This is a genomic window from Dictyobacter arantiisoli (assembly GCF_008326305.1).
In the GTDB taxonomy this organism is placed as follows: domain Bacteria; phylum Chloroflexota; class Ktedonobacteria; order Ktedonobacterales; family Ktedonobacteraceae; genus Dictyobacter; species Dictyobacter arantiisoli.
In genome coordinates this window covers 1-18,330 of the sequence record NZ_BIXY01000025.1, presented here as the reverse complement: position 1 = coordinate 18,330, position 18,330 = coordinate 1, and the positions used below count along the sequence as shown (strand labels likewise).

The window sequence follows — 18,330 nt, the reverse complement described above, 5'->3', positions numbered from 1 at the left end:
CCAATATGCAGCGAAGCATATTTCTTTTAGAGAGACATCATCATTTGTAACTGTTGAGAAAGGTCTGTATTCATCTGTTCAAAAAACGTGAGCATCCTGGGCGCCACGACTTCACGCATCACATCATCAGCTACCAACTCAGGAGGTTCAAAGGATTGGCGTATCACATAAGCCAGAGCATCCACCCTTTCCTCAAGCGATACACGGTCTTCTTCAGCAATCAGTGGATCAACAAGGCAAAAGCCGGTAACAGCAGCACTTAAAGCATACTGTTGCATATGCACGCTCATGTTCGTTTGCATCAGCCCCTGATCGCGCAGTAAGGTAACAAACTGATCAGGCGTACGCATCATACGCGTCTGTATTGCCAGCTTGTTCTGCACGAGCTTCCCCAGCAGTTCTCCATCGCCGATAAACATGGCATGTGCAATCGGCCTCTGCATGGTGATAAGCAAGAGGGAGCGCATCATGCGATGAGGATAAAACTCCCTGTAATCATGGCGCATACGTTCCAGCATCTCATCCCAGACCGCGCTGATTTCACGCAACATCACGGCCTGAAACAGGGACTCCCTGGTCTTCCAGTGGAGGTAGATAGTACCCGTCCCAATACCGGCCTGCTGCGCGATATCATTAATGGTTATTTTTTTGTAGCCCCAGCGCACAAGTTGTTCGGCAGCCACACGTAAAATGAGTTCCACACGCTCTTGCTGTCTGGAGGGCGCCTCAATTTTTTTCATTGCCATTCACTTTTGTTTGAATATTTTTCAAAATCATTCAATATTCACAATAATATACTCACTGAAGTAAAATGTCAATCCTTTAAAGAAGGCCTCTTTTGCCAAATACTTCTGACTTTTGATGTATGAACGAGAGGGGCTGGAAAGCCCAGCTTTTCTCGCTTTCATGCGGAGGGTTTTCTACGAACCTTGCGAACAGGGTCATCTGAAAAGGTGATACTAAAGTCTCCCCGTTCCAGCAGAAGGGATTTGAGGGCGATCGTTGCCACATGTCCGCCTCAAGCGAATTTCATTAATCATTTGCTCAATTATTATTGATTTTGCGGAATATTTATGGTATTATCTCATTGAGCAAATGATTAATGAAATGGACTATCTCTTCAGGGCGCTCGCAACGAGGTTCACCCTCAGGTGGGATGATCTTCACAACATCTCTGAAGAATGACAAAATCACGTGCATATCCTTACACATGCTTCAATTGTACATTAGTTCATTACATAGAAGCTCATCAATCTATAGCAGTTTTCATAAGATCAAGTAAAGGAATAACAACTATGACAAAACAGACACTCCGTTACAAGCGGGCCTTGGTCATATTTCTCTTAGCTTATATTGGTGTTACCATTGTAGCTGTGGCATTTAGCTTTTTGGTCGATGGGCTCCTGCACGCCCCATCAGCAACGGCTGGCATGAAAGATCTGGGTTTTCAATTGACCCTCCCTTATGAACCACTGATGAATCTGGCATGCTGGATGGCAGGTGCCGCCTTTTACTTTAGCCAGCGAGCCCAACAAAGGAGTAATTACAAGGAAGCCCTTGCCTTAGGTGCCCTCTGGCTAGTTATTGCCTTGCCAGTTGATTTTGTGGGTTTTGTTCTGATCCCCAGTCCGATCTCACTCAGCCCACACGACTTTTATGTTGGGCAATTCCCCTGGATTTACCTGACCTACCTCGCGGTGCTCCTCAGCCCGTTCTGCTACGTGGCCATGGTCAAGCTTCTGCGTCAGCCGCGCCACAAAGTGGGACAGCAAAGTTTCTAAGCACATCACCTTGTGCCTCTCCGCCTCACGGCCCTCGCGTCCTGGGGCGGAGGGCTTGCCTGTTAGGCAACTTGTGATACAATCTGAGGAGAGCACATACGAAAAAAGACGAAGGTGCAGAAGGGCATGGGGAAACGCGCAGAACAAAAAGAGAAACAAAGGCAAAACCTACTAGATGTAAGCCTCGATCTATTTGTCCGCAGGGGGTATCATGGAACGACCGTCAGGGATATTGCAGAAAAAGCCGATATCAGCGTTGGGTTGGTATTTCACTATTTTCCGACCAAACAGGCAATCTTAGAAGAACTCGCCACGCTTGCTTCTGTGGGGACGTCATTAGCCAGGGACCTCCTCGCTGCTCCATTCCCACCGCTCCACATTTTCGAACAGATTGTGGAGATGAGTTTTCAGTATCTGGAAGAGCCTGCTGCATCCCGTTTGTTTTTACTGGTCAATCAGATCAACACCCTGGAATCCATCCCCGAACAGATCAAACAGTTGGTGAGTTCACAGGAAGCGGTGAGGGCCAGCATTCCGCTTATTCTCAAGGGGCAACACCTAGGGGAAATCAAACAAGGAGATCCATGGTCTTTAACTCTCGCTTTTTGGGGTGCTATTCAAGGTATTGCTGAAATGCGTCTGTGGGTTCCTGATGCTCCTGTCCCAGATGTTCAATGCATCGTTGATCTCTTGAAGGTGAGTCGGTAGGAATGGCACGGGCTCTCTCCTTTTTCCTCACTAGGTGTTCATCTGCGTCGGTACGATCGCTTCCATGAGCTGTAATCTGGATGTTCTCGCTTTCCGCCATCCCGAGATGTGGATACCAAATCACGTCCTGTGTAGGAAGAGGTAGGCAACCATCAGGTGACTGGCATTTCTCTGGATGGGGGCTAATCGCTGATAGTCGTTCATTCGCTGGCCTTTCCTTCTCGTTCTTTGAGTGGTATTGACTGCAAGGGTTCGGGCCTTCTTTGCTTATCGGCCAGGCGTGAAGATTGGTTGTGCTTCTACCTGTACTCCCTGTATTTCATCCACCAATAGGCTTTTCTGTGAACTATGTATGCAGAATTCCAGTGCTGGCCCCATTGTCATCTGCCGCTGCCATAAGATGCCTGGCTGCTCAGTTCGACTCGGCTGTAAAATTTCATAGAGCTTGTCGTAACTCATGCCCGTTGGTTTACTGAACCAGATGGCGGAACGAATTTCAGACAGTCGGGCAAGATCGATGGTTTCCTCTTTCAAACGATACAGGCCACCAGTCCCATTATCAGCCAGGCGTGCAACCCGATTATGCGGCTCTCGACAGATCCCGGTAACCGCTGCCTCATCCAACAAATCAAGAGCAGCCGAATTCTCAACCAGATACCAATCTTCATAGACCTCACTCGCTGCCGACATCCACGGCACCTGTGGCATCTCCAGGACCATTGAACCCGCAAAGCCCTCTGGTTGCCGCTCTTGCAATATCTGATGAAATGCGGCCAGTTTTTCCTGGTATTCCTCTCGCGCTATTTCACTTGCCCGCTGGTGCCAGAACACATACGCTAACATCGTTTTTCCCTTTCATTCCTTGCCGAAAGATTATTCCTTGCGGATATACTACCAGAAATGTAGAGAGAAAAAAAGCACCAATAGGTGCAAAAAAGAAAGAACCAATCGGAAAAATGGGTCTACATCCATAATCTCTCCTTCCATTTTGTTGAACCTGATGTATGCAGTATCCAATTTTTATTTGGGGGGAGTGGGGGTGTAGCGGGTGAGATAGAAGAAGTCGCGCAGGTTGGGGGTCAGGTATTCTCTGCCGGTCCCTTGCATATCGGTGCTGAGTTTGTTGATGGTGAGCGCCCCGTTTTTGTCCTGTTGATAGAGGAAGGCTCGCGTCCAGAATGGATTGATGTCTATCTCCATCGCCATGACTGCGCCAGCCGCTTTGAGGGCTTTCCCCAGTGTTTCCGGGAGCAACGCATTGCCAGCGGCATAGATCAGGTTGCCCTCGGCTGTGAGCCCTAGCCCTGACCGCCAGGTGTATTCGCTATTCAAGATTGTGCCGCCCCAGGCTGCGCCGTCTTTGGCCAGAGTGCTGATCTCTCCCTTATCGATCAGCAATCCTGCATTCTGACGCCAGGCGACCAGATTTTTGTTGTTGCTGGTGAGTTGGGGATTGACCCCCCAGCTCCCTATTATTAGTTTTCCACTTTTGGTGATGGCAATGGTGGCGGCATTTGGTTGCGGCGGCACATACACCTTACCATCAGACATCAGACCGAACGCACCATCCGCATATTTAAATCCGCCATTTAAGGTGGCAAGGAGCGCGTTCCCTGCTTGATCCGCTTGAGGGATAATTCCGGTGCCATACATGGCGAGCGGCCCACCTGGCTCTTGCGTGCCCGCTACAATGTGCAGTCTCATAAAACGTGCGTCGAATTGTAATAGCGAGACAACAGCATAAGACGTGTTGGGATCAGGCCGAATAAAGGCTTTGGCATCCAGTGGGAGGTAGTTATAGGTTCCGGGCGCAGCTTCGAGCGTATTCCATGTTCCCTCGCCGTCGAGTGCGGGCAAGAGCATGGGTTGCATGGCTGTTAATGCCATCGGCTTTAGCAGGGCTTTTGCTGGTCGGGCCAGTTTTACGACCTTCAATTTCGTGTGGGGCGCGGAAATGTGTTGGAAGCCGAGCTGATACTCCAATTTGTTCGCCGTGTTTTGGGCACTGAGATACCAGGCTTCAACCTGGGCGGCCGCCACTGGTCCGGCAATGGCACGGAACTCATCGGCGGCCCACGCACCGGCCACGCCGTTACCCTGGGTTAACACAATTGCCAGAATCGTGAGGATGCTGACCGCTACCAGCCAGACTGGGACACGCTTTTTGCGCGAATTTTGTCGTTTTTGCTTTTTTTGCCCCTGCTTCTGACTGACGTGGCGCTTTGTTTCTTGTGTTTGTAGTGGATGAGGTGCCGGAGGAGGAATCATCCACGATAATAAGGCGGAGTCATGTCCGGTTTCTATTGGAGTCCCATTCATCTGGGATTCCTCGGGCTGTAATGTCTCTACGTGTTGCGGCATGGCCCAGGATTTCGAGGTGAAATCCTCTAATTGTGATACGCCACCCGGTGAGGTGCGAAAGATGTTAGCATGATCAGCTTCATTTTGAGGTGCGAGTTTGACGGATGCAGACGGTTTTATTTGCGCTGTAGGAATGGTATCCTGGTTTTCCAAAATAAGGGCGTGGGGAGATAATGGCTGTCGCGACGCCTCTGCGGTCCTATCAGCCATTATCTGATGCTGGTCCCACTGCGTTGGATACATCTCCTTATTTGCTGCTGGTTGAGATGGCGGGTAGGGCTTCAGCGGCTCGGGAGTACTCCCTGACAGTATATCTCGCAGCGGCGACATTGGGCGTATAAATTGCCGTCGTGACGGTGCAGACTGTTCTCTACTCATTTTATCCATTAGCTATCAAATACAATAATTATCTAACACTCTACAAGCAACAAATATATACAAGCATTTCACATATGCTCTACGAATAAAATATATGCAATGGATGATGTTATTAACATAGCATTGTCTCAAAGCTTTTTCAAGCAATCGAACTAGAAGTCATGTTTCAAATCAGCATCTCGGTTGTTGCATTTTGTATTATTTCACCCCATAAACGTAAGAAGTGACCCTGGCATTTGTATCCTTCTCGTTCATATTCTTTCATTATCATGGACGAATTTTGTTCCATTTAAGCGTTTTAGCATAGGAACAATAAATTTTTAGGGAGAATCTCTCTCTGTGCTACCTCGTTGAAGATCATGAAAGGCTAGCTCTAATCGACAAAAAAAGAGTGTTGACTACACTTTTTTTATCCATTAAAGCTAAATATTGTTTAGAATTTTCCATGCCATAACTTTCAGTTTAGCGAGGTGCGCCAAAATATTCTGTTCCACGCCTTTTTTAGGACTATATGCCTATCATCATTGACCCTTATTTCTCACCTACGTATACTTTTTAATAGGTATATATGCATTTATTGGCGAAAAGGAGCACGCTCACAAAATACCCCTGAACACCCTGTTCTATGGATTCGCCGTTCCCTCTTCCCTGTTATGAATCCATTTTAGTTTTAGTTTTAGTTTTAGACTTATGATTATGTTTCTTATTCAATCTATGATGCGTACGTAAGGAATACCTGGATGCAAAATCGAATACAGTCTATCCAACCTGATCCCGGCCCTGAGCAAGCGGGATCGCTTTTCAAGAAAAGAAGAATGACGCGCTCTACTCTTCTTTCTCTTTCCACCGTTCTGCTATTGATCGCGTTTTCCGGGGGGAGCCTGGTCGCCCCCGTTTTCGCTCATCAGTTCTCCGCGCACGCAGCTTCAGCCAGCGCGGCTCCCACAAATACGGCGGTAACGACCTATAAAGGGAACAACGCACGCACAGGAACGTTTCTGAATGAAACTATTCTGAATACCAGCAATGTTAATCAAACCCAATTTGGGAAACGCGTCTCTTATCCAGTTGATGGTCAGGTTTATGCCGAACCACTTTTTGTACCCAATGTCATTATAAATGGAACACAACACAATGTCGTCTATGTAGCCACTGAGAATGACAGTATCTATGCCTTTGATGCCGATCAAAGTACAACGACCCCTCCTCTCTGGCATACAAATTATCTAGGAAATGGGGCAAGCATTGTCCAGACAGCCGATGTTTCCTGTAATGATTTGCAGCCCCAGATTGGTATTACCGGAACACCGACGATTGATACCAGCACCAACACAATGTATGTGGTTGCCTTTACCAAAGAGAATAGTGGCCTGGTCTATCGCCTGCACGCCGTGGATCTCACGACCGGCCTTGACAAGCCCGGCAGTCCAATTGTTATTCAGGGATCTGTGCCAGGTACCGGCTCGAACTATGAAGCCGTGAATGGACAGATTGCGTTTAAGCCTCTAAAGGAACGGCAGCGTGCCGCCTTGACCGGGGCCAATGGGCAGGTCTACGTTCCCTTTGGCTCTTTCTGTGATGATGGTCCCTATCATGGATGGATTATGAGTTATAGCTATGATGGGACAAAATTTGTGCAGTCAGCGATCTATAACAATACTCCCAATGGGGCCGGGGCTGGACTCTGGGGTGCTGGTGGTGCGGTATCCGCTGACAATAATGGCAATATCTATTATGTTGATGGCAATGGTGACTTCAACCTCAACACTGGCGGGACCGAGGCCGGTGATAGCTATATCAAACTGAATGCCCAATTGCAGACGCAAGACTACTTCTCTCCCTTCAATCAGCTCTGTCTCAACAATAAAGATACGGATCTTGGTTCGGGTGGTCCGTTGATTGTGAATGACTTTAATGAGGTGATTGGTGGTGGTAAGGAGGGGCGTATCTATGTCATGAACAAAGACAATATGGGCAAGTTCACCAGCGATCCAACGCTGAACTGTGATACTACTGAGCGTAACCGTACCGATGTTGACAAGGTACAGCAAGAGACGCCGCCAAACACAGTGGGTGGTATTTATGGCACCCCGACCTATTGGAATGGTCCCAATGGCCCGATGTTCTACATTGCCGGTGCTGGTGATCATGCCAGAGCCTTTACATTGACCAATGGCGTCCTTTCGACCAATCCTGTGGCCCAGTCAACTGATAGCTTCAGCTTTACCGGTGGCAACCTTGTAATCTCTAGCAATGGAAGTGCCAGCGGCAGTGGTGTCATGTGGACCATCGATCCGAGCGCGGTCCTGCGAGCGTATGATGCCAGTGATATCTCCAAGGAGATTTATACCAGCAAACTGAACGCTGCTCGTGATGGTCTGGACAACTACGTCAAATTCTCAGCCCCGACCGTGGCGAACGGTGAGGTCTTTGTCGGTACCCAGGACTCTCTGGTAATCTACGGCTTGAATCCTTCTCCTGCGCCGACGGGTACTCCAACCGTAACACCCACACCGGGTGTCACCTATAACAATGTTGGTATTACTGATGATACTGCAACCGCACCGGGCAACTTTGATACCAGTGGTGATAGTTATTCCGAGCAGGCATTGCGTTCCGACGGCATCAATCCTGGTGACAACGCCTTCTTTGGTCATACCGTTTTCCCCTGGCCGAACGTCGTGCCGGGACAACCTGAGAACTATATCGCCAACGGCCAAACTATCCCAGTAACACCCTTGAAAAATGCGACTGTCGTTGCCTTCGCTGGCGCATCGACCGGAGGAGCATCCTCGGGCACGGTCACCGTGAACTATACCGATGGCTCGGCACAGTTTGCTCAACTTGGCTTTAGCGACTGGCACTTGCAGGGTGGCTTGCAATACGGCAATGGTAAGATGGCCTACATGACCTACTATAATACCCCGACAGGTCAGACCACTGCTGATACCTATCTGCTCTATGCCGATGTCACCATGCAGCCGAATAAAACGGTCAAAAGTGTGACCCTGCCCTCGAATGCCACAGGCGGCACAATGCATGTCTTTGCGGTAACTACCAACCAGGGTCCACCACCGCCAGCCGTCTACAATAATATCGCCACCAGCGATGATTCAAATCCCTCGGGTGGAAACTTCGATGGAGCCAATAGTTATTCTGCTGAAGCCTTACAGGCCGTAGGCATCACGCCTGGCGCGACCATCAACTACAATGGTGCCACCTTCACGTGGCCTAATATTCCCGCCGGCCAGAACAATAACTATGTGGCAAAGGGACAATTATTATCGATCACCCCTGTCAGCGGTGCCACTACACTCTGCTTCCTGGGTGCCTCCACTGGTGGAGCAACCAGCGGTGTCGCGACCATCCAGTATGCGGACGGCACGAGCCAGGATTTCCCACTAGGCTTTGGTGACTGGACAGCGACTGGCAGCACCAATTCAGTCCAATTTGGCAATCTGATCGTTGATACTACTGCGTATCGCAATACCCCGAAAGGTTCCAGTACGGCATCACAGCCCGTGGTACTGTATGCGGAAATCGCCTTACAGGCGGGTAAAACGATCCAGGGTGTTGTCCTACCTTCGGTTCTCAATGGTGGACAACTTCACGTCTTTGCAGCCACCACGAAAGGTGGTACTGTAGTCACACCGACGCCGACTCCTGGTACGACGCCGACACCAACACCAACACCTGGTACGACACCAACACCTGGTACGACGCCGACACCGACACCGGTGACCTCAACGCCGACGCCGACACCCGCTGTGTACAATAACAAAGGCACGAGTGATGATACCAGTCCTTCGACTGGCAACTACGATGGGGCTAACAGTTATTCAGCCGAAGCGTTAGCTGCGTTGAATATCACGCCAGGCGGTACGGTTGTCTTCAATGGGGTCAACTTTACCTGGCCGAGTTCAGCGCCGGGAACGCCCAATAACTATGTGGCAAAGGGACAATTTCTTCCTGTCACGCCAGTTTCTGGGGCGACCACGCTGGCCTTCCTGGGATCGGCCACCGCTGGTAAAGCCAGCGGTCAGGCTACGATCACCTATTCCGATGGTACGACACAAACCTTTACGCTGGGCTTTAGCGACTGGACCCTGGGCGGTTCGGGAACAGGTCCCACATCCTTCGGGAACCAGGTCGTCGCCGTTACGACGTATCGCAATACCCCGAGTGGACAGCAAGTAACATCCAAACCAGTCATTCTGTATGCCGATGTAACCCTGCCATCCGGTAAGACCGTTACCGGCGTAACCTTACCTTCCACAGTCACTGGTGGACAGTTGCACATCTTCACGGTTGCGACCAAAGGTGGCACGACGGTCACCCCGACGCCAACCCCTGTCACCCCGACACCAACACCGGTAGCGCCAACGCCAACGCCGGTAGCGCCAACACCGACACCTGGTATCACACCGACCCCTGGTGTCACGCCGACCCCTGGTGTCACGCCAACGCCGACACCTCCGGCAGCGGTCTACAACAACCGGGGTGTGAGTGACGATACCAATCCCTCGGCTGGCAACTTTGATGGAGCCAATAGTTATTCAGCAGAGGCGTTAGCCGCACTGAATATCATGCCTGGTGGAACCGTGGCCTTCAATGGTATCAACTTCACCTGGCCGATTTCGGCGGCAGGCACGAATAACAACTATGTGGCGAAGGGACAATTGATTTCTATCAATTCCTCCTCTAATGCCACTACCCTGGGTTTCCTGGGTGCGGCCATTGGCGGTAAAGCGAGTGGTCAGGCCACGATTGTCTATTCTGATGGCTCGACGCAGACCTTTACGCTGGGCTTCAGCGACTGGACCCTGGGCGGTTCGGGTACCGATGCCCCATCCTTCGGCAATAAAGTGGTCGCCACCACGGCGTATCGCAATACTCCGAAGGGTCAGCAGCCCACATCCAAACCATCCATCCTGTATGCCGATGTAGCGTTGCAAGCTGGCAAGACAGTTACTGGTGTGATCTTACCTTCCACCACAATTGGCGGACAGCTTCATGTCTTCACGGTGGCGACAACTGGCGCTACGACAGTCAGCCCGACGCCGACGCCGAGTGTATCGACACCAACGCCAACGCCACTGCCAGCTGTCTACAACAATACAGCCACAAGTGACGATACCAGTCCCACGACTGGCAACTTCGATGGGACCAATAGTTACTCCGCAGAAGCTTTAGCGGCAGTCAATATCACGCCCGGTGGAACCGTGGCCTTCAATGGTGTGAACTTCACCTGGCCGAGTTCAACGGTGGGAACACCCGATAACTATATCGCGAATGGGCAATTGATTCCTGTTACTCCTGTCGCTGGAGCATCCACGCTGGCCTTCCTCGGCTCAGCCGCGGGTGGTCCAGGCAGTGGTCAGGCCACAATCACCTATTCCGATGGCTCGACGCAGACCTTTACGCTGGGCTTTAGTGACTGGACCCTGGGTGGTTCAGGTACCGATGCTCCATCCTTTGGCAACCAGGTAGTCGCCACCACCGGCTACCGCAATACACCAAATGGTCAGCAGGCAACTTCTCGACCGGTTGTTCTGTATGTCGATGTGACATTGCAACCCGGCAAGACGGTTACAGGGGTGATATTGCCCTCCACCACAACTGGCGGACAGGTACACGTCTTCACCGTCGCGACCAAGTAGTACCTGTTCTTCTGGCTTGTATGTCGCTCTTTCTATGAGGACATACGGCCAGCGCCAGCGCGAAGATCCAGCCGTGTGGCCCGCTCCTGTATCAATACAAGAACGGGCCACACGGCTTTTTCATCGAAGATGTCAAAGTAAGAACTGAGCATCAAGGGTATGAACTTTTCCTCTGTCAGAATCATCTATCATGATGCTGCATAGCATGTTCCTGAGGCATCTCGTGTTTGGTCGAGCCCATCATCCGCAGCATCGGTAGTCCACCGGTACGTATAAATCGGATCACCAGGATGCTTGCGAGAGCCAGAAAGATGATATTGAGGATAGTAGTGTAGTTCCACTGTATTCCCGCGCCGATCGCGACCACATTGCGGTTCTGTGGAATGATCCCCAGGGCCTCAAAGAGGAATTCCACTACGTAGCCTGCGGCCGCCATGGTAAGGTAAAATGTGATCAGGATATAACCCATCACTTTCCAGCCATAGTATTTGCGATAGATATCGAGGATCGGCAGGATAATCAGGTCGGCAAAGATGAAACTGACGACGCCACCAAAGCTAATCCCGCCTCTCCATAACACAGCCGCCAGCGGCACATTGCCAACCGAACAAACAAAGCTCACAATGGCTACCAATGGTCCAACCAGTGGTCCTTCAATCTTTGCCAGGGTAGGATGGTTCGTAAGGAAAAAGATGCGCCAGAAGGTATCTGGAACCCATGCTGCCAATGCACCAGCAATCAAGAGCCCGATCACAATATCCACCCAGACCGACGCCCAATCCATCACAAAGTAGTTACTAATGGCCGTCAGATCGTTGCGGCTGAGGAGTTTCTGCCAGAACGAGTCGCCGGACACGCTCATATCCATAGCGGCATGCCCTTCCATCCTGCCCATTATTCCTTTTTCTGCATGGATCTTTGCGCTTTGTATCAGGCGCGGGGTCAGCGTAAAGCGGAAGATTAAAGCAAGCAAGATCACCATCAGGATGCCCCCGACGAATTCAGCGGCGGCGAATTGCCATCCCAGCAGCACGATCAGCAGGATACCCAGCTCAATGACCAGATTCGTGGATGCTAGTTCAAATACCATCGCGGATGTAAAACTGGCTCCTTTTTGGAACAAGGAACGGGCTAGCGCCACCGCGGCATAGGAGCAAGAGCTTGAGGTAATCCCAAACAGCGTAGCGAAGGTGAGGCTCTTTGGTCCATCATCTCCCAGCGTTCTGGCCAGCGTTTGATGGGAAACCACCGCCTGCACCATGCCAGAGAGGGTAAAACCAAGTATTAAGGGCCAGAGAATCTCCCAGAACATATTGAATGCCATCAATAATGCCTGCCCAATACTCTGCATAATCTGCATAGAACTCATCCTTTTATTCCTTCTAATCCCACCCCCCTGGGATGGGTATGCATGAAGTATAAGCAGCGTTTTCATCACTTGTCAAGCTGAAGGAGGGGCTTGATCGGGACATTCCAAATCTCTTTTGTGCAGCCTTCATCGGATCTTTTCTTTTTAAGCCAGATTTTTGAATGCGGTGCAGACTTATCTCTCCTTTTCGCAATCTTTAGAGTTTGTATTTTGTTGAGGTTTTCCAGATGCTGCTGCGAAGGAGTGTATATAGAGCTTTGCAAGTATAATAGAAGTGGAGAAGAAAAACAAGCGCATAAGGACTACTATTAGGATAATCCTGTCCAGGGAGAAGCGGATGGGGGGAAGAGGATGGCAGAACAGGGATGATCCTGTTCTGCCGAACCGTCTGCGTTTAGGGCAGGGCGTTGACGTTTTTCACGAAGTTTTTGGGCGTGCCCAGTCCCGTGATGTAGTCGTAGCCGGTTTGCGCGCTACAGAGGAAGCCACAGCTACCGTTGGTGCCGCGTGTGATATCGGTGAATGAGTCTGGCTGGCTCTTTGCCAGGCTATACAGCATATCGTGGGTGATCGGTTTGTTGACCAGACCCGCGATGCCGGTCCAGATGGGGGCCGCAACACTGGTGCCAACCATGGCGTTCCACTGGCCTCTCAGATAGATGGTCATCGGTGTGCCCGCGACCGCTGCGACATCTGGTACACCACGTAGCCCGTTGGCCTGCGGAATCCCATATGTTTTCTGATAAGCTGGCTCTGGCAGATTGCTGGCTAATCCGCCACCAGCCCCTCTCCAGGCTGCCTCGACACCGTTAGTGATCGTTGTGCCACCGACGGCGATCACGCCTGGATAGCTCGCTGGATGGGCGGTTGGTCCATGACCGCTATCACCACTGGCAGCGAAAAGGGAGATATTATGGGGATTATTGGCAAAGAGTGCTTGATATTGTTGCGTATTGCCACCAAATCCATAGCTCATATTGATAGCCTTCAATCCAGGCATGTTCATGAGATCGGCTGGTCCACGGGCCAGGGCGTCGCCACCGTGCTGGACGCTATAGAGCAGCAGTTTTGCCTGTGGCGCGACGGCATGGATGGTCTCAAGATCCAGCGTTCCTTCTGCCTCATCTGGACCAGGAGAGATCGGCTGTCCACCGCGATTTTTGATGGTCAGACATCCATTGGCAACTGTGCATGTTGGCAGGCCAAATCTCTGACTGTAAGCAGTGAGATCAGACTCGATGTTTGGTTCCCCGCTATCGATCACCACGGCGAGCAGTTGGCCCGCACCGCCGTTGACTCCGGGCAAATTATATTGTTTCCACAGATCCTGTGGGGTCAAGCCCGGAACTGCGCGTCCTCCTCTGCCTCCACGGGTGTTGGCAAATGCGAGATGTGATGGATTTGTTTGAGCCGCATTTGCCGTTTGTTTTGAGAAGAGCAAAGCGGAACCTGGAAGGATAAGGACGGCCAGCGTCAGGAGTAAAAGAGCGCCAGATAGACGCTTGCTCCTGTCCTGCTGGATGGAATTTATGCTATGGCGTACATCATTGTAAGCGGTCCGGATTTTTTCCCCTGTCAATCGGTTGTCCTGACGTGAAATAAACATGATAACCCTCTGTACATAGCTAGTGATCCTCGGCCGGGTCTCGACACCATTCCATGTCAATGGCGGCGGATGAGGATGCGGAAGAAGAGTGCAATTTGGTCGCTCAAATAGTTGTTGCGTCCTTTTTCGCACTCACAATAAGCTATCCCCCGTTCCTGGCTTCTTCCTGAAAGGAACAGTGAAATCTCTGCTTGCTTATTGTTGTGTATAGCATAACAGGAATCACATTGATACATGTTGATATGCAATGAAACATAGGTATAATGGGCTAATCACCCCGTTATTTAACCCTTCGTAGGAACCACCCGTGAAGGGCAATACCGCTCAATCAAATACCTGGAATGGCGATGGAGAAGTGTAGGTGCGTGCCGAGGTCGCAACCGAGGTGCGCTTTCCCGTTCACGTACCACCATCTCGCCCCAACGCGCTGACATGATGGGATCAGATGGGATCAGAGCCTACGGGAGAGTTTCTCGTACGAGACGAGGAAAGCGCACCTCGGTTGCATACTTTATTTATAGGGAAATAGAGATGTTGCAAGCTTATCTTTGTACATTGGCTGTTGCGGTAAATCGCACTTGGCTGTAGATAAACGATCTCTTTTCCTCTATAATAGTGAAAGAACTCATGGTATGAAAAGAGTATAAAGGAGCAGAAATACATGGGCCTTCCCTTATTTCACATTGATGCATTCACCTCGACCCCTTTTGCAGGCAACGCCGCCGCCGTCTGTATGCTGGATCAACCCCGCGAGGATCTCTGGTTGCAACAGGTGGCACGTGAAATGAATCTCGCGGCCACCGCCTTTCTGATACCTCAGGACGACGGCTATCATTTGCGCTGGTTTTCAGCGGCGGTCGAGCTTGAATTATGTGGACATGGTACATTAGCCAGTGCACATGTGCTCTGGGAGCAGGGCTATCTCACAAATGATACGCCTGCCCATTTTTATACACGCGCTGGTCACTTAACGGCGAACCGCTATGGAGAATGGATTGAGCTCAACTTCCCGGCCAAGCCAGAGCAAGCCACAGAAATACTCCCCATTTTCCGAGAATGCCTGGGCGTGACGCCGCGTTACGTTGGCAAGAGCCATCTCGATTATCTGATTGAGCTCGAATCAGAAGAGATTGTGCGCAACTTGCAGCCCGACTTCGCAAAGATCGCCTCCCTTCCCGCACGAGGCATCATCGTCACTGCCGCTGCTGATTCTTCAGCATCAGAATATGATTTTGTCTCGCGCTTCTTCTGTCCGAGCGTCGGCATCAATGAAGATCCAGTAACTGGCTCTGCTCACTGTGTCCTCAGCCCCTTCTGGCACAAAAAACTGGGCCGTGAGCAGCTCACTGGATATCAAGCCTCCACTCGTGGCGGCATTGTCCGTGTCCTCTTCGACGGTGATCGCGTACGCCTTGGCGGTCAGGCCCTCACACTCCTGCGCGGCGAACTGCTCTAATCATTGTTGCGGCTTTTTAGCCCATCCTTCATGAAAGAAAGAGCTCCCTCGCTTCTCTATCGAAAGATGAAAAGGCGAGGGAGCTCTTTCTTGCTGATATTGTGCTGTTAGTATAAAATAGAGCCACTATAAATAATTACAAGAATGAATTATTACTCAACGGCCTATCTAGAAAGTGGAAACTATATGTTTGAGAGACGGATTGAGGAGGCGGGACTCAATAGCTGGCCTGCGCTCCAGCAGTTGCTCTTTGATGGATGGATCATACGCTTCGCCCGGGGATATACCAAGCGAGCAAATTCAGTTACACCTATCTATCCCTCTCAGTTATCGTCCGAGGAAAAAATTGATCATTGTGAGCGTTTTTACGAGCAGAAGCAGCTCCCAACGATTTTTCGTTTGCCTTCCTTCGCGGCGGAAAGCGCGTCCTTAGAGCGCGTCCTGGAGCAGCGTGGCTATTACTCCTTTGAACGCTCGCACGTCTGGTCCACTACCCTCTCTTCAACGCTCACAGAGCCCGATCTAGCGTTGCACAATGTATCGCTGGCAAGCTGGTTGCCGATTTATTGCCAGTTTAGTACACGGTATAGCGAGCTCCAGCATCTACATGGCGAACTGCTGGAACGCATCCCACCGCCCTTCCTCTATGCGGTCCTTTATCTGGAAGGCGTTCCCGTGGCCTGTGGGCTGGGCGTCCTGGAACATGAGATGTTTGGGATCTTTGATGTCGTGACAGATCCGGCACAACGACAAAAAGGCTATGGAACCCGACTGGTCACAGCTATGCTCGCCTGGGGTCGCCAACACGGCGCTCACTATGCCTATCTACAAGTCATAGAGACAAATCTCATCGCCCAACAACTCTACGCCAAACTCGGCTTCCAGCCATGCTATGACTACTGGTACCTGAAGAAGAGGAATGAAGGCGAAATGAGCCCTTCTACAGGTGGATCGGCGTTCTAGCTTCTCGCTATTTATTCATGTGACTGGATCAATTTATTTGGAGGTAGAGATTCCATCGTATCCCTTGAGATGCTGCTCGAATGGCGTTGGTTTACTGACGTGTTATTGACTATCGCTGGACAGAGACTGTAAACTTTGCTAAGATGCATATATTGAATTAGATAATGTAGATAACGCGCAATTTACGTTGTTCAATAGATAATGTACTCTTTTCGAAATTACAAACGCCTGATAGTGCGTTGATGCATGAAAGACCGGCGTTTTGCTCATAGGAAAGGATCTAGTATTTCATGAATACGACCCCCCAGCCACCTGCTTCAGAGGAACCAGAGCAGCAGCCTGCATTGCATGCCTCTGAAGAAACGCATATTCAGCCGGTGCCCAATGCTGACTCACCTGAGAATGAGGCAGAACTGCAGTCAACGCCTGCTGTGTCAGAAGAAGATATTCCTACGCAGCCAGCACTGTCCTCAGAATCACACGAAGTTGAGGCTCCTGTATCGGATGTGCGCGAAGTTTCCGCAACGGGTGAGGGTGAAACGCCTGCATCAGATGGAGAAAATACTTCGACCGTGTATTCAGATGCAACAACGGTGGAGGATGACGAGGATGACGAGTCATATCAGCCAGTTGCAGCAGCGTCGCGCCCGGGCTTATTTATACACAGAGGCGTCCTGATCGGGATCGCCAGCGTCATTGTTGTGGCTGCCCTGCTGGTCGGACTCCTGTTCTTTCTCAACCGTCCTAAAGATCCGCCAAGCGACTGGATCTCTACCTATACGCCGCCTGCTACCACTGCGAGCGCCCCGGTAAAAATCCTTTATTATCTTCACTGGACAAACCAGAACGGAGATTTGCAGGGTCAACTACAGCTCGCAGCTAATCCCAATGGCACCCCACAGTCGCTTACAGCCCCGACTGTAGGATTGTACAACAAGGACAACCATATCATCTACGTCGTCGTTACCATCAATGGTCAGCCGACGACCCTGATGGGTAAGATCAACGCCAACAACGATACCCTGACCTTAAATCAGGCCGGCGCCACCAACCAGAGCAACGCGCTTGTCTTCCATACCGGCAGTGCCGATGATTACAAGCAAGCTACCAAAAAGCTGAATACACCCACAAAAACTAAATAGTTTCCATCCACATCAAGCCAGGAAAGAGGAGGAGCAGCGCGCTATCTGTACAGATAGTGTACTGCCCCTCCTCTTTTAATACATTTTTCCTTTGATTAAGTTGTTGCGATAGAGTAACCACAGGAAGGGCTCTTCGACGCGCCGGGGACTGATGTTGTCGATGTGTCCACGTATGTCGGGTTGTTTGCCCAGGGAAGAGATACCAAAGTAGCTGTAATTGGCGAAGTTGGTTTCGATAGTGTGGCAGAAATTTGGTGTGAGCCACTCCTGGAGACGATGGTTGATATCGGTATGTAAGGATTGAAGCTCATTCAGTTCCAGCTTACCCAGGTGGTTGCTGGATTGAAGAAGCGGGGAGCCTGGATCGTCTATGAGTGAAGTGAGGAGGTCGGTTTTGGCTAAGGTGAAGGCGATGGGCGTTTTGATTTTTTGTTTGGGAGGAATGTGGTTAACGCTCTCGTAGAGCTCACGCAAGGCGCGTACGATGTTTTCCGGCATTGCCGCTGTATCCAGGGGCGGCAACTGCGCCGTGTTCATGCGTTGCCGGATGCCTGACATTTGCAGCGGATCAAGCAGAAAGATAATGCCATCGGCCCCACAGATATAGCGGTTATAGCTTGAAAGGGTGGCATGGTTGGTCATATCCTCACCAGCGGCGTCAAAGAAGCTCAGGTGGAGGATGCGTCTCTGCTTGCCCTTGCCGATTTCAAGACGGAAAATAAGCGGCACTCTGGTCTGAGGATTGATGGCGGAGGGCTGCGTCGGCTGGAGCATACTATGCTTTTCAAATAGTCCATGCTCCTGCGGAGCACCCGGAACGATGAAAAGGAGGTAAAATAGGAGGTGAACCAGCGCCAAGATTCACAGATCGAGATGTTATCTAGTGGAACAAACCTGGGTTCAAAT

12 protein-coding genes are annotated in these 18,330 nt (G+C 50.7%); 6 read left to right on the top strand and 6 right to left on the bottom strand.

Annotation, left to right across the window (positions count from 1 at the left end; genetic code table 11):
- Positions 1 to 26 precede the first annotated feature (26 nt).
- The gene (locus F1593_RS10320) at positions 27 to 740 is read right to left on the bottom strand and encodes a TetR/AcrR family transcriptional regulator (RefSeq protein ID WP_172632027.1); all 714 of its coding nucleotides are present in this window, start codon (positions 738 to 740) and stop codon (positions 27 to 29) included.
- 555 nt (positions 741 to 1,295) lie between these two features.
- On the opposite strand from F1593_RS10320, the gene F1593_RS10315 reads away from it, so the two are divergent.
- Both F1593_RS10315 and F1593_RS10310 read left to right on the top strand, forming a co-directional pair.
- Positions 1,296 to 1,781, top strand: coding sequence for a hypothetical protein (locus tag F1593_RS10315; RefSeq protein ID WP_149401475.1), 486 nt, complete (start codon positions 1,296 to 1,298; stop codon positions 1,779 to 1,781).
- 126 nt (positions 1,782 to 1,907) lie between these two features.
- Positions 1,908 to 2,489 (top strand): TetR/AcrR family transcriptional regulator, encoded by a 582-nt coding sequence (locus F1593_RS10310; protein WP_149401474.1) that lies wholly within the window; start codon positions 1,908 to 1,910, stop codon positions 2,487 to 2,489.
- Positions 2,490 to 2,756: 267 nt separating this feature from the next.
- Here F1593_RS10310 and F1593_RS10305 read toward each other — a convergent pair whose 3' ends face one another.
- Together F1593_RS10305 and F1593_RS10300 are read right to left on the bottom strand one after the other, a co-directional pair.
- A complete protein-coding gene (locus F1593_RS10305) occupies positions 2,757 to 3,332 on the bottom strand; it encodes a hypothetical protein (protein ID WP_149401473.1) in 576 nt (191 codons plus the stop codon).
- 177 nt (positions 3,333 to 3,509) lie between these two features.
- Positions 3,510 to 5,093, bottom strand: a complete 1,584-nt coding sequence (locus F1593_RS10300) for a hypothetical protein (RefSeq protein WP_235932541.1) — start codon at positions 5,091 to 5,093, stop codon at positions 3,510 to 3,512.
- Between the two features lie 875 nt (positions 5,094 to 5,968).
- On the opposite strand from F1593_RS10300, the gene F1593_RS10295 reads away from it, so the two are divergent.
- Positions 5,969 to 10,888, top strand: a complete 4,920-nt coding sequence (locus F1593_RS10295; protein ID WP_149401472.1) for a beta strand repeat-containing protein — start codon at positions 5,969 to 5,971, stop codon at positions 10,886 to 10,888.
- Positions 10,889 to 11,069: 181 nt separating this feature from the next.
- On the opposite strand, the gene F1593_RS10290 is transcribed toward F1593_RS10295, so the two are convergent.
- Together F1593_RS10290 and F1593_RS10285 are read right to left on the bottom strand one after the other, a co-directional pair.
- Complete coding sequence (locus F1593_RS10290; protein WP_149401509.1) at positions 11,070 to 12,248, bottom strand: permease; 1,179 nt, start codon at positions 12,246 to 12,248, stop codon at positions 11,070 to 11,072.
- 403 nt (positions 12,249 to 12,651) lie between these two features.
- Complete coding sequence (locus tag F1593_RS10285; protein WP_149401471.1) at positions 12,652 to 13,863, bottom strand: S53 family peptidase; 1,212 nt, start codon at positions 13,861 to 13,863, stop codon at positions 12,652 to 12,654.
- 661 nt (positions 13,864 to 14,524) lie between these two features.
- On the opposite strand from F1593_RS10285, the gene F1593_RS10280 reads away from it, so the two are divergent.
- The 3 genes from F1593_RS10280 (at position 14,525) to F1593_RS10270 (ending at position 17,424) form a co-directional block, all read left to right on the top strand.
- A complete protein-coding gene (locus F1593_RS10280) occupies positions 14,525 to 15,319 on the top strand; it encodes a PhzF family phenazine biosynthesis protein (protein WP_149401470.1) in 795 nt (264 codons plus the stop codon).
- A gap of 186 nt (positions 15,320 to 15,505) precedes the next feature.
- A complete protein-coding gene (locus F1593_RS10275) occupies positions 15,506 to 16,282 on the top strand; it encodes a GNAT family N-acetyltransferase (protein ID WP_172632026.1) in 777 nt (258 codons plus the stop codon).
- A 290-nt stretch (positions 16,283 to 16,572) separates the two neighbouring features.
- Positions 16,573 to 17,424, top strand: coding sequence for a hypothetical protein (locus F1593_RS10270; protein WP_149401468.1), 852 nt, complete (start codon positions 16,573 to 16,575; stop codon positions 17,422 to 17,424).
- Positions 17,425 to 17,499: 75 nt separating this feature from the next.
- On the opposite strand, the gene F1593_RS10265 is transcribed toward F1593_RS10270, so the two are convergent.
- On the bottom strand, positions 17,500 to 18,198 hold the full coding sequence (locus tag F1593_RS10265; protein ID WP_149401467.1) for a TRAFAC clade GTPase domain-containing protein: 699 nt from the start codon (positions 18,196 to 18,198) through the stop codon (positions 17,500 to 17,502).
- Between the last annotated feature and the right edge of the window lie 132 nt (positions 18,199 to 18,330).

Coding starts and splice junctions, on each gene's coding strand:
- F1593_RS10320 (WP_172632027.1), bottom strand. CDS start 740: ATGAAAAAAATTGAGGCGCCCTCCAGACAGCAAGAGCGTGTGGAACTC.
- F1593_RS10290 (WP_149401509.1), bottom strand. CDS start 12,248: ATGCAGATTATGCAGAGTATTGGGCAGGCATTATTGATGGCATTCAAT.
- F1593_RS10315 (WP_149401475.1), top strand. CDS start 1,296: ATGACAAAACAGACACTCCGTTACAAGCGGGCCTTGGTCATATTTCTC.
- F1593_RS10285 (WP_149401471.1), bottom strand. CDS start 13,863: ATGTTTATTTCACGTCAGGACAACCGATTGACAGGGGAAAAAATCCGG.
- F1593_RS10305 (WP_149401473.1), bottom strand. CDS start 3,332: ATGTTAGCGTATGTGTTCTGGCACCAGCGGGCAAGTGAAATAGCGCGA.
- F1593_RS10280 (WP_149401470.1), top strand. CDS start 14,525: ATGGGCCTTCCCTTATTTCACATTGATGCATTCACCTCGACCCCTTTT.
- F1593_RS10270 (WP_149401468.1), top strand. CDS start 16,573: ATGAATACGACCCCCCAGCCACCTGCTTCAGAGGAACCAGAGCAGCAG.
- F1593_RS10275 (WP_172632026.1), top strand. CDS start 15,506: ATGTTTGAGAGACGGATTGAGGAGGCGGGACTCAATAGCTGGCCTGCG.
- F1593_RS10295 (WP_149401472.1), top strand. CDS start 5,969: ATGCAAAATCGAATACAGTCTATCCAACCTGATCCCGGCCCTGAGCAA.
- F1593_RS10310 (WP_149401474.1), top strand. CDS start 1,908: ATGGGGAAACGCGCAGAACAAAAAGAGAAACAAAGGCAAAACCTACTA.
- F1593_RS10300 (WP_235932541.1), bottom strand. CDS start 5,093: ATGTATCCAACGCAGTGGGACCAGCATCAGATAATGGCTGATAGGACC.
- F1593_RS10265 (WP_149401467.1), bottom strand. CDS start 18,198: ATGCTCCAGCCGACGCAGCCCTCCGCCATCAATCCTCAGACCAGAGTG.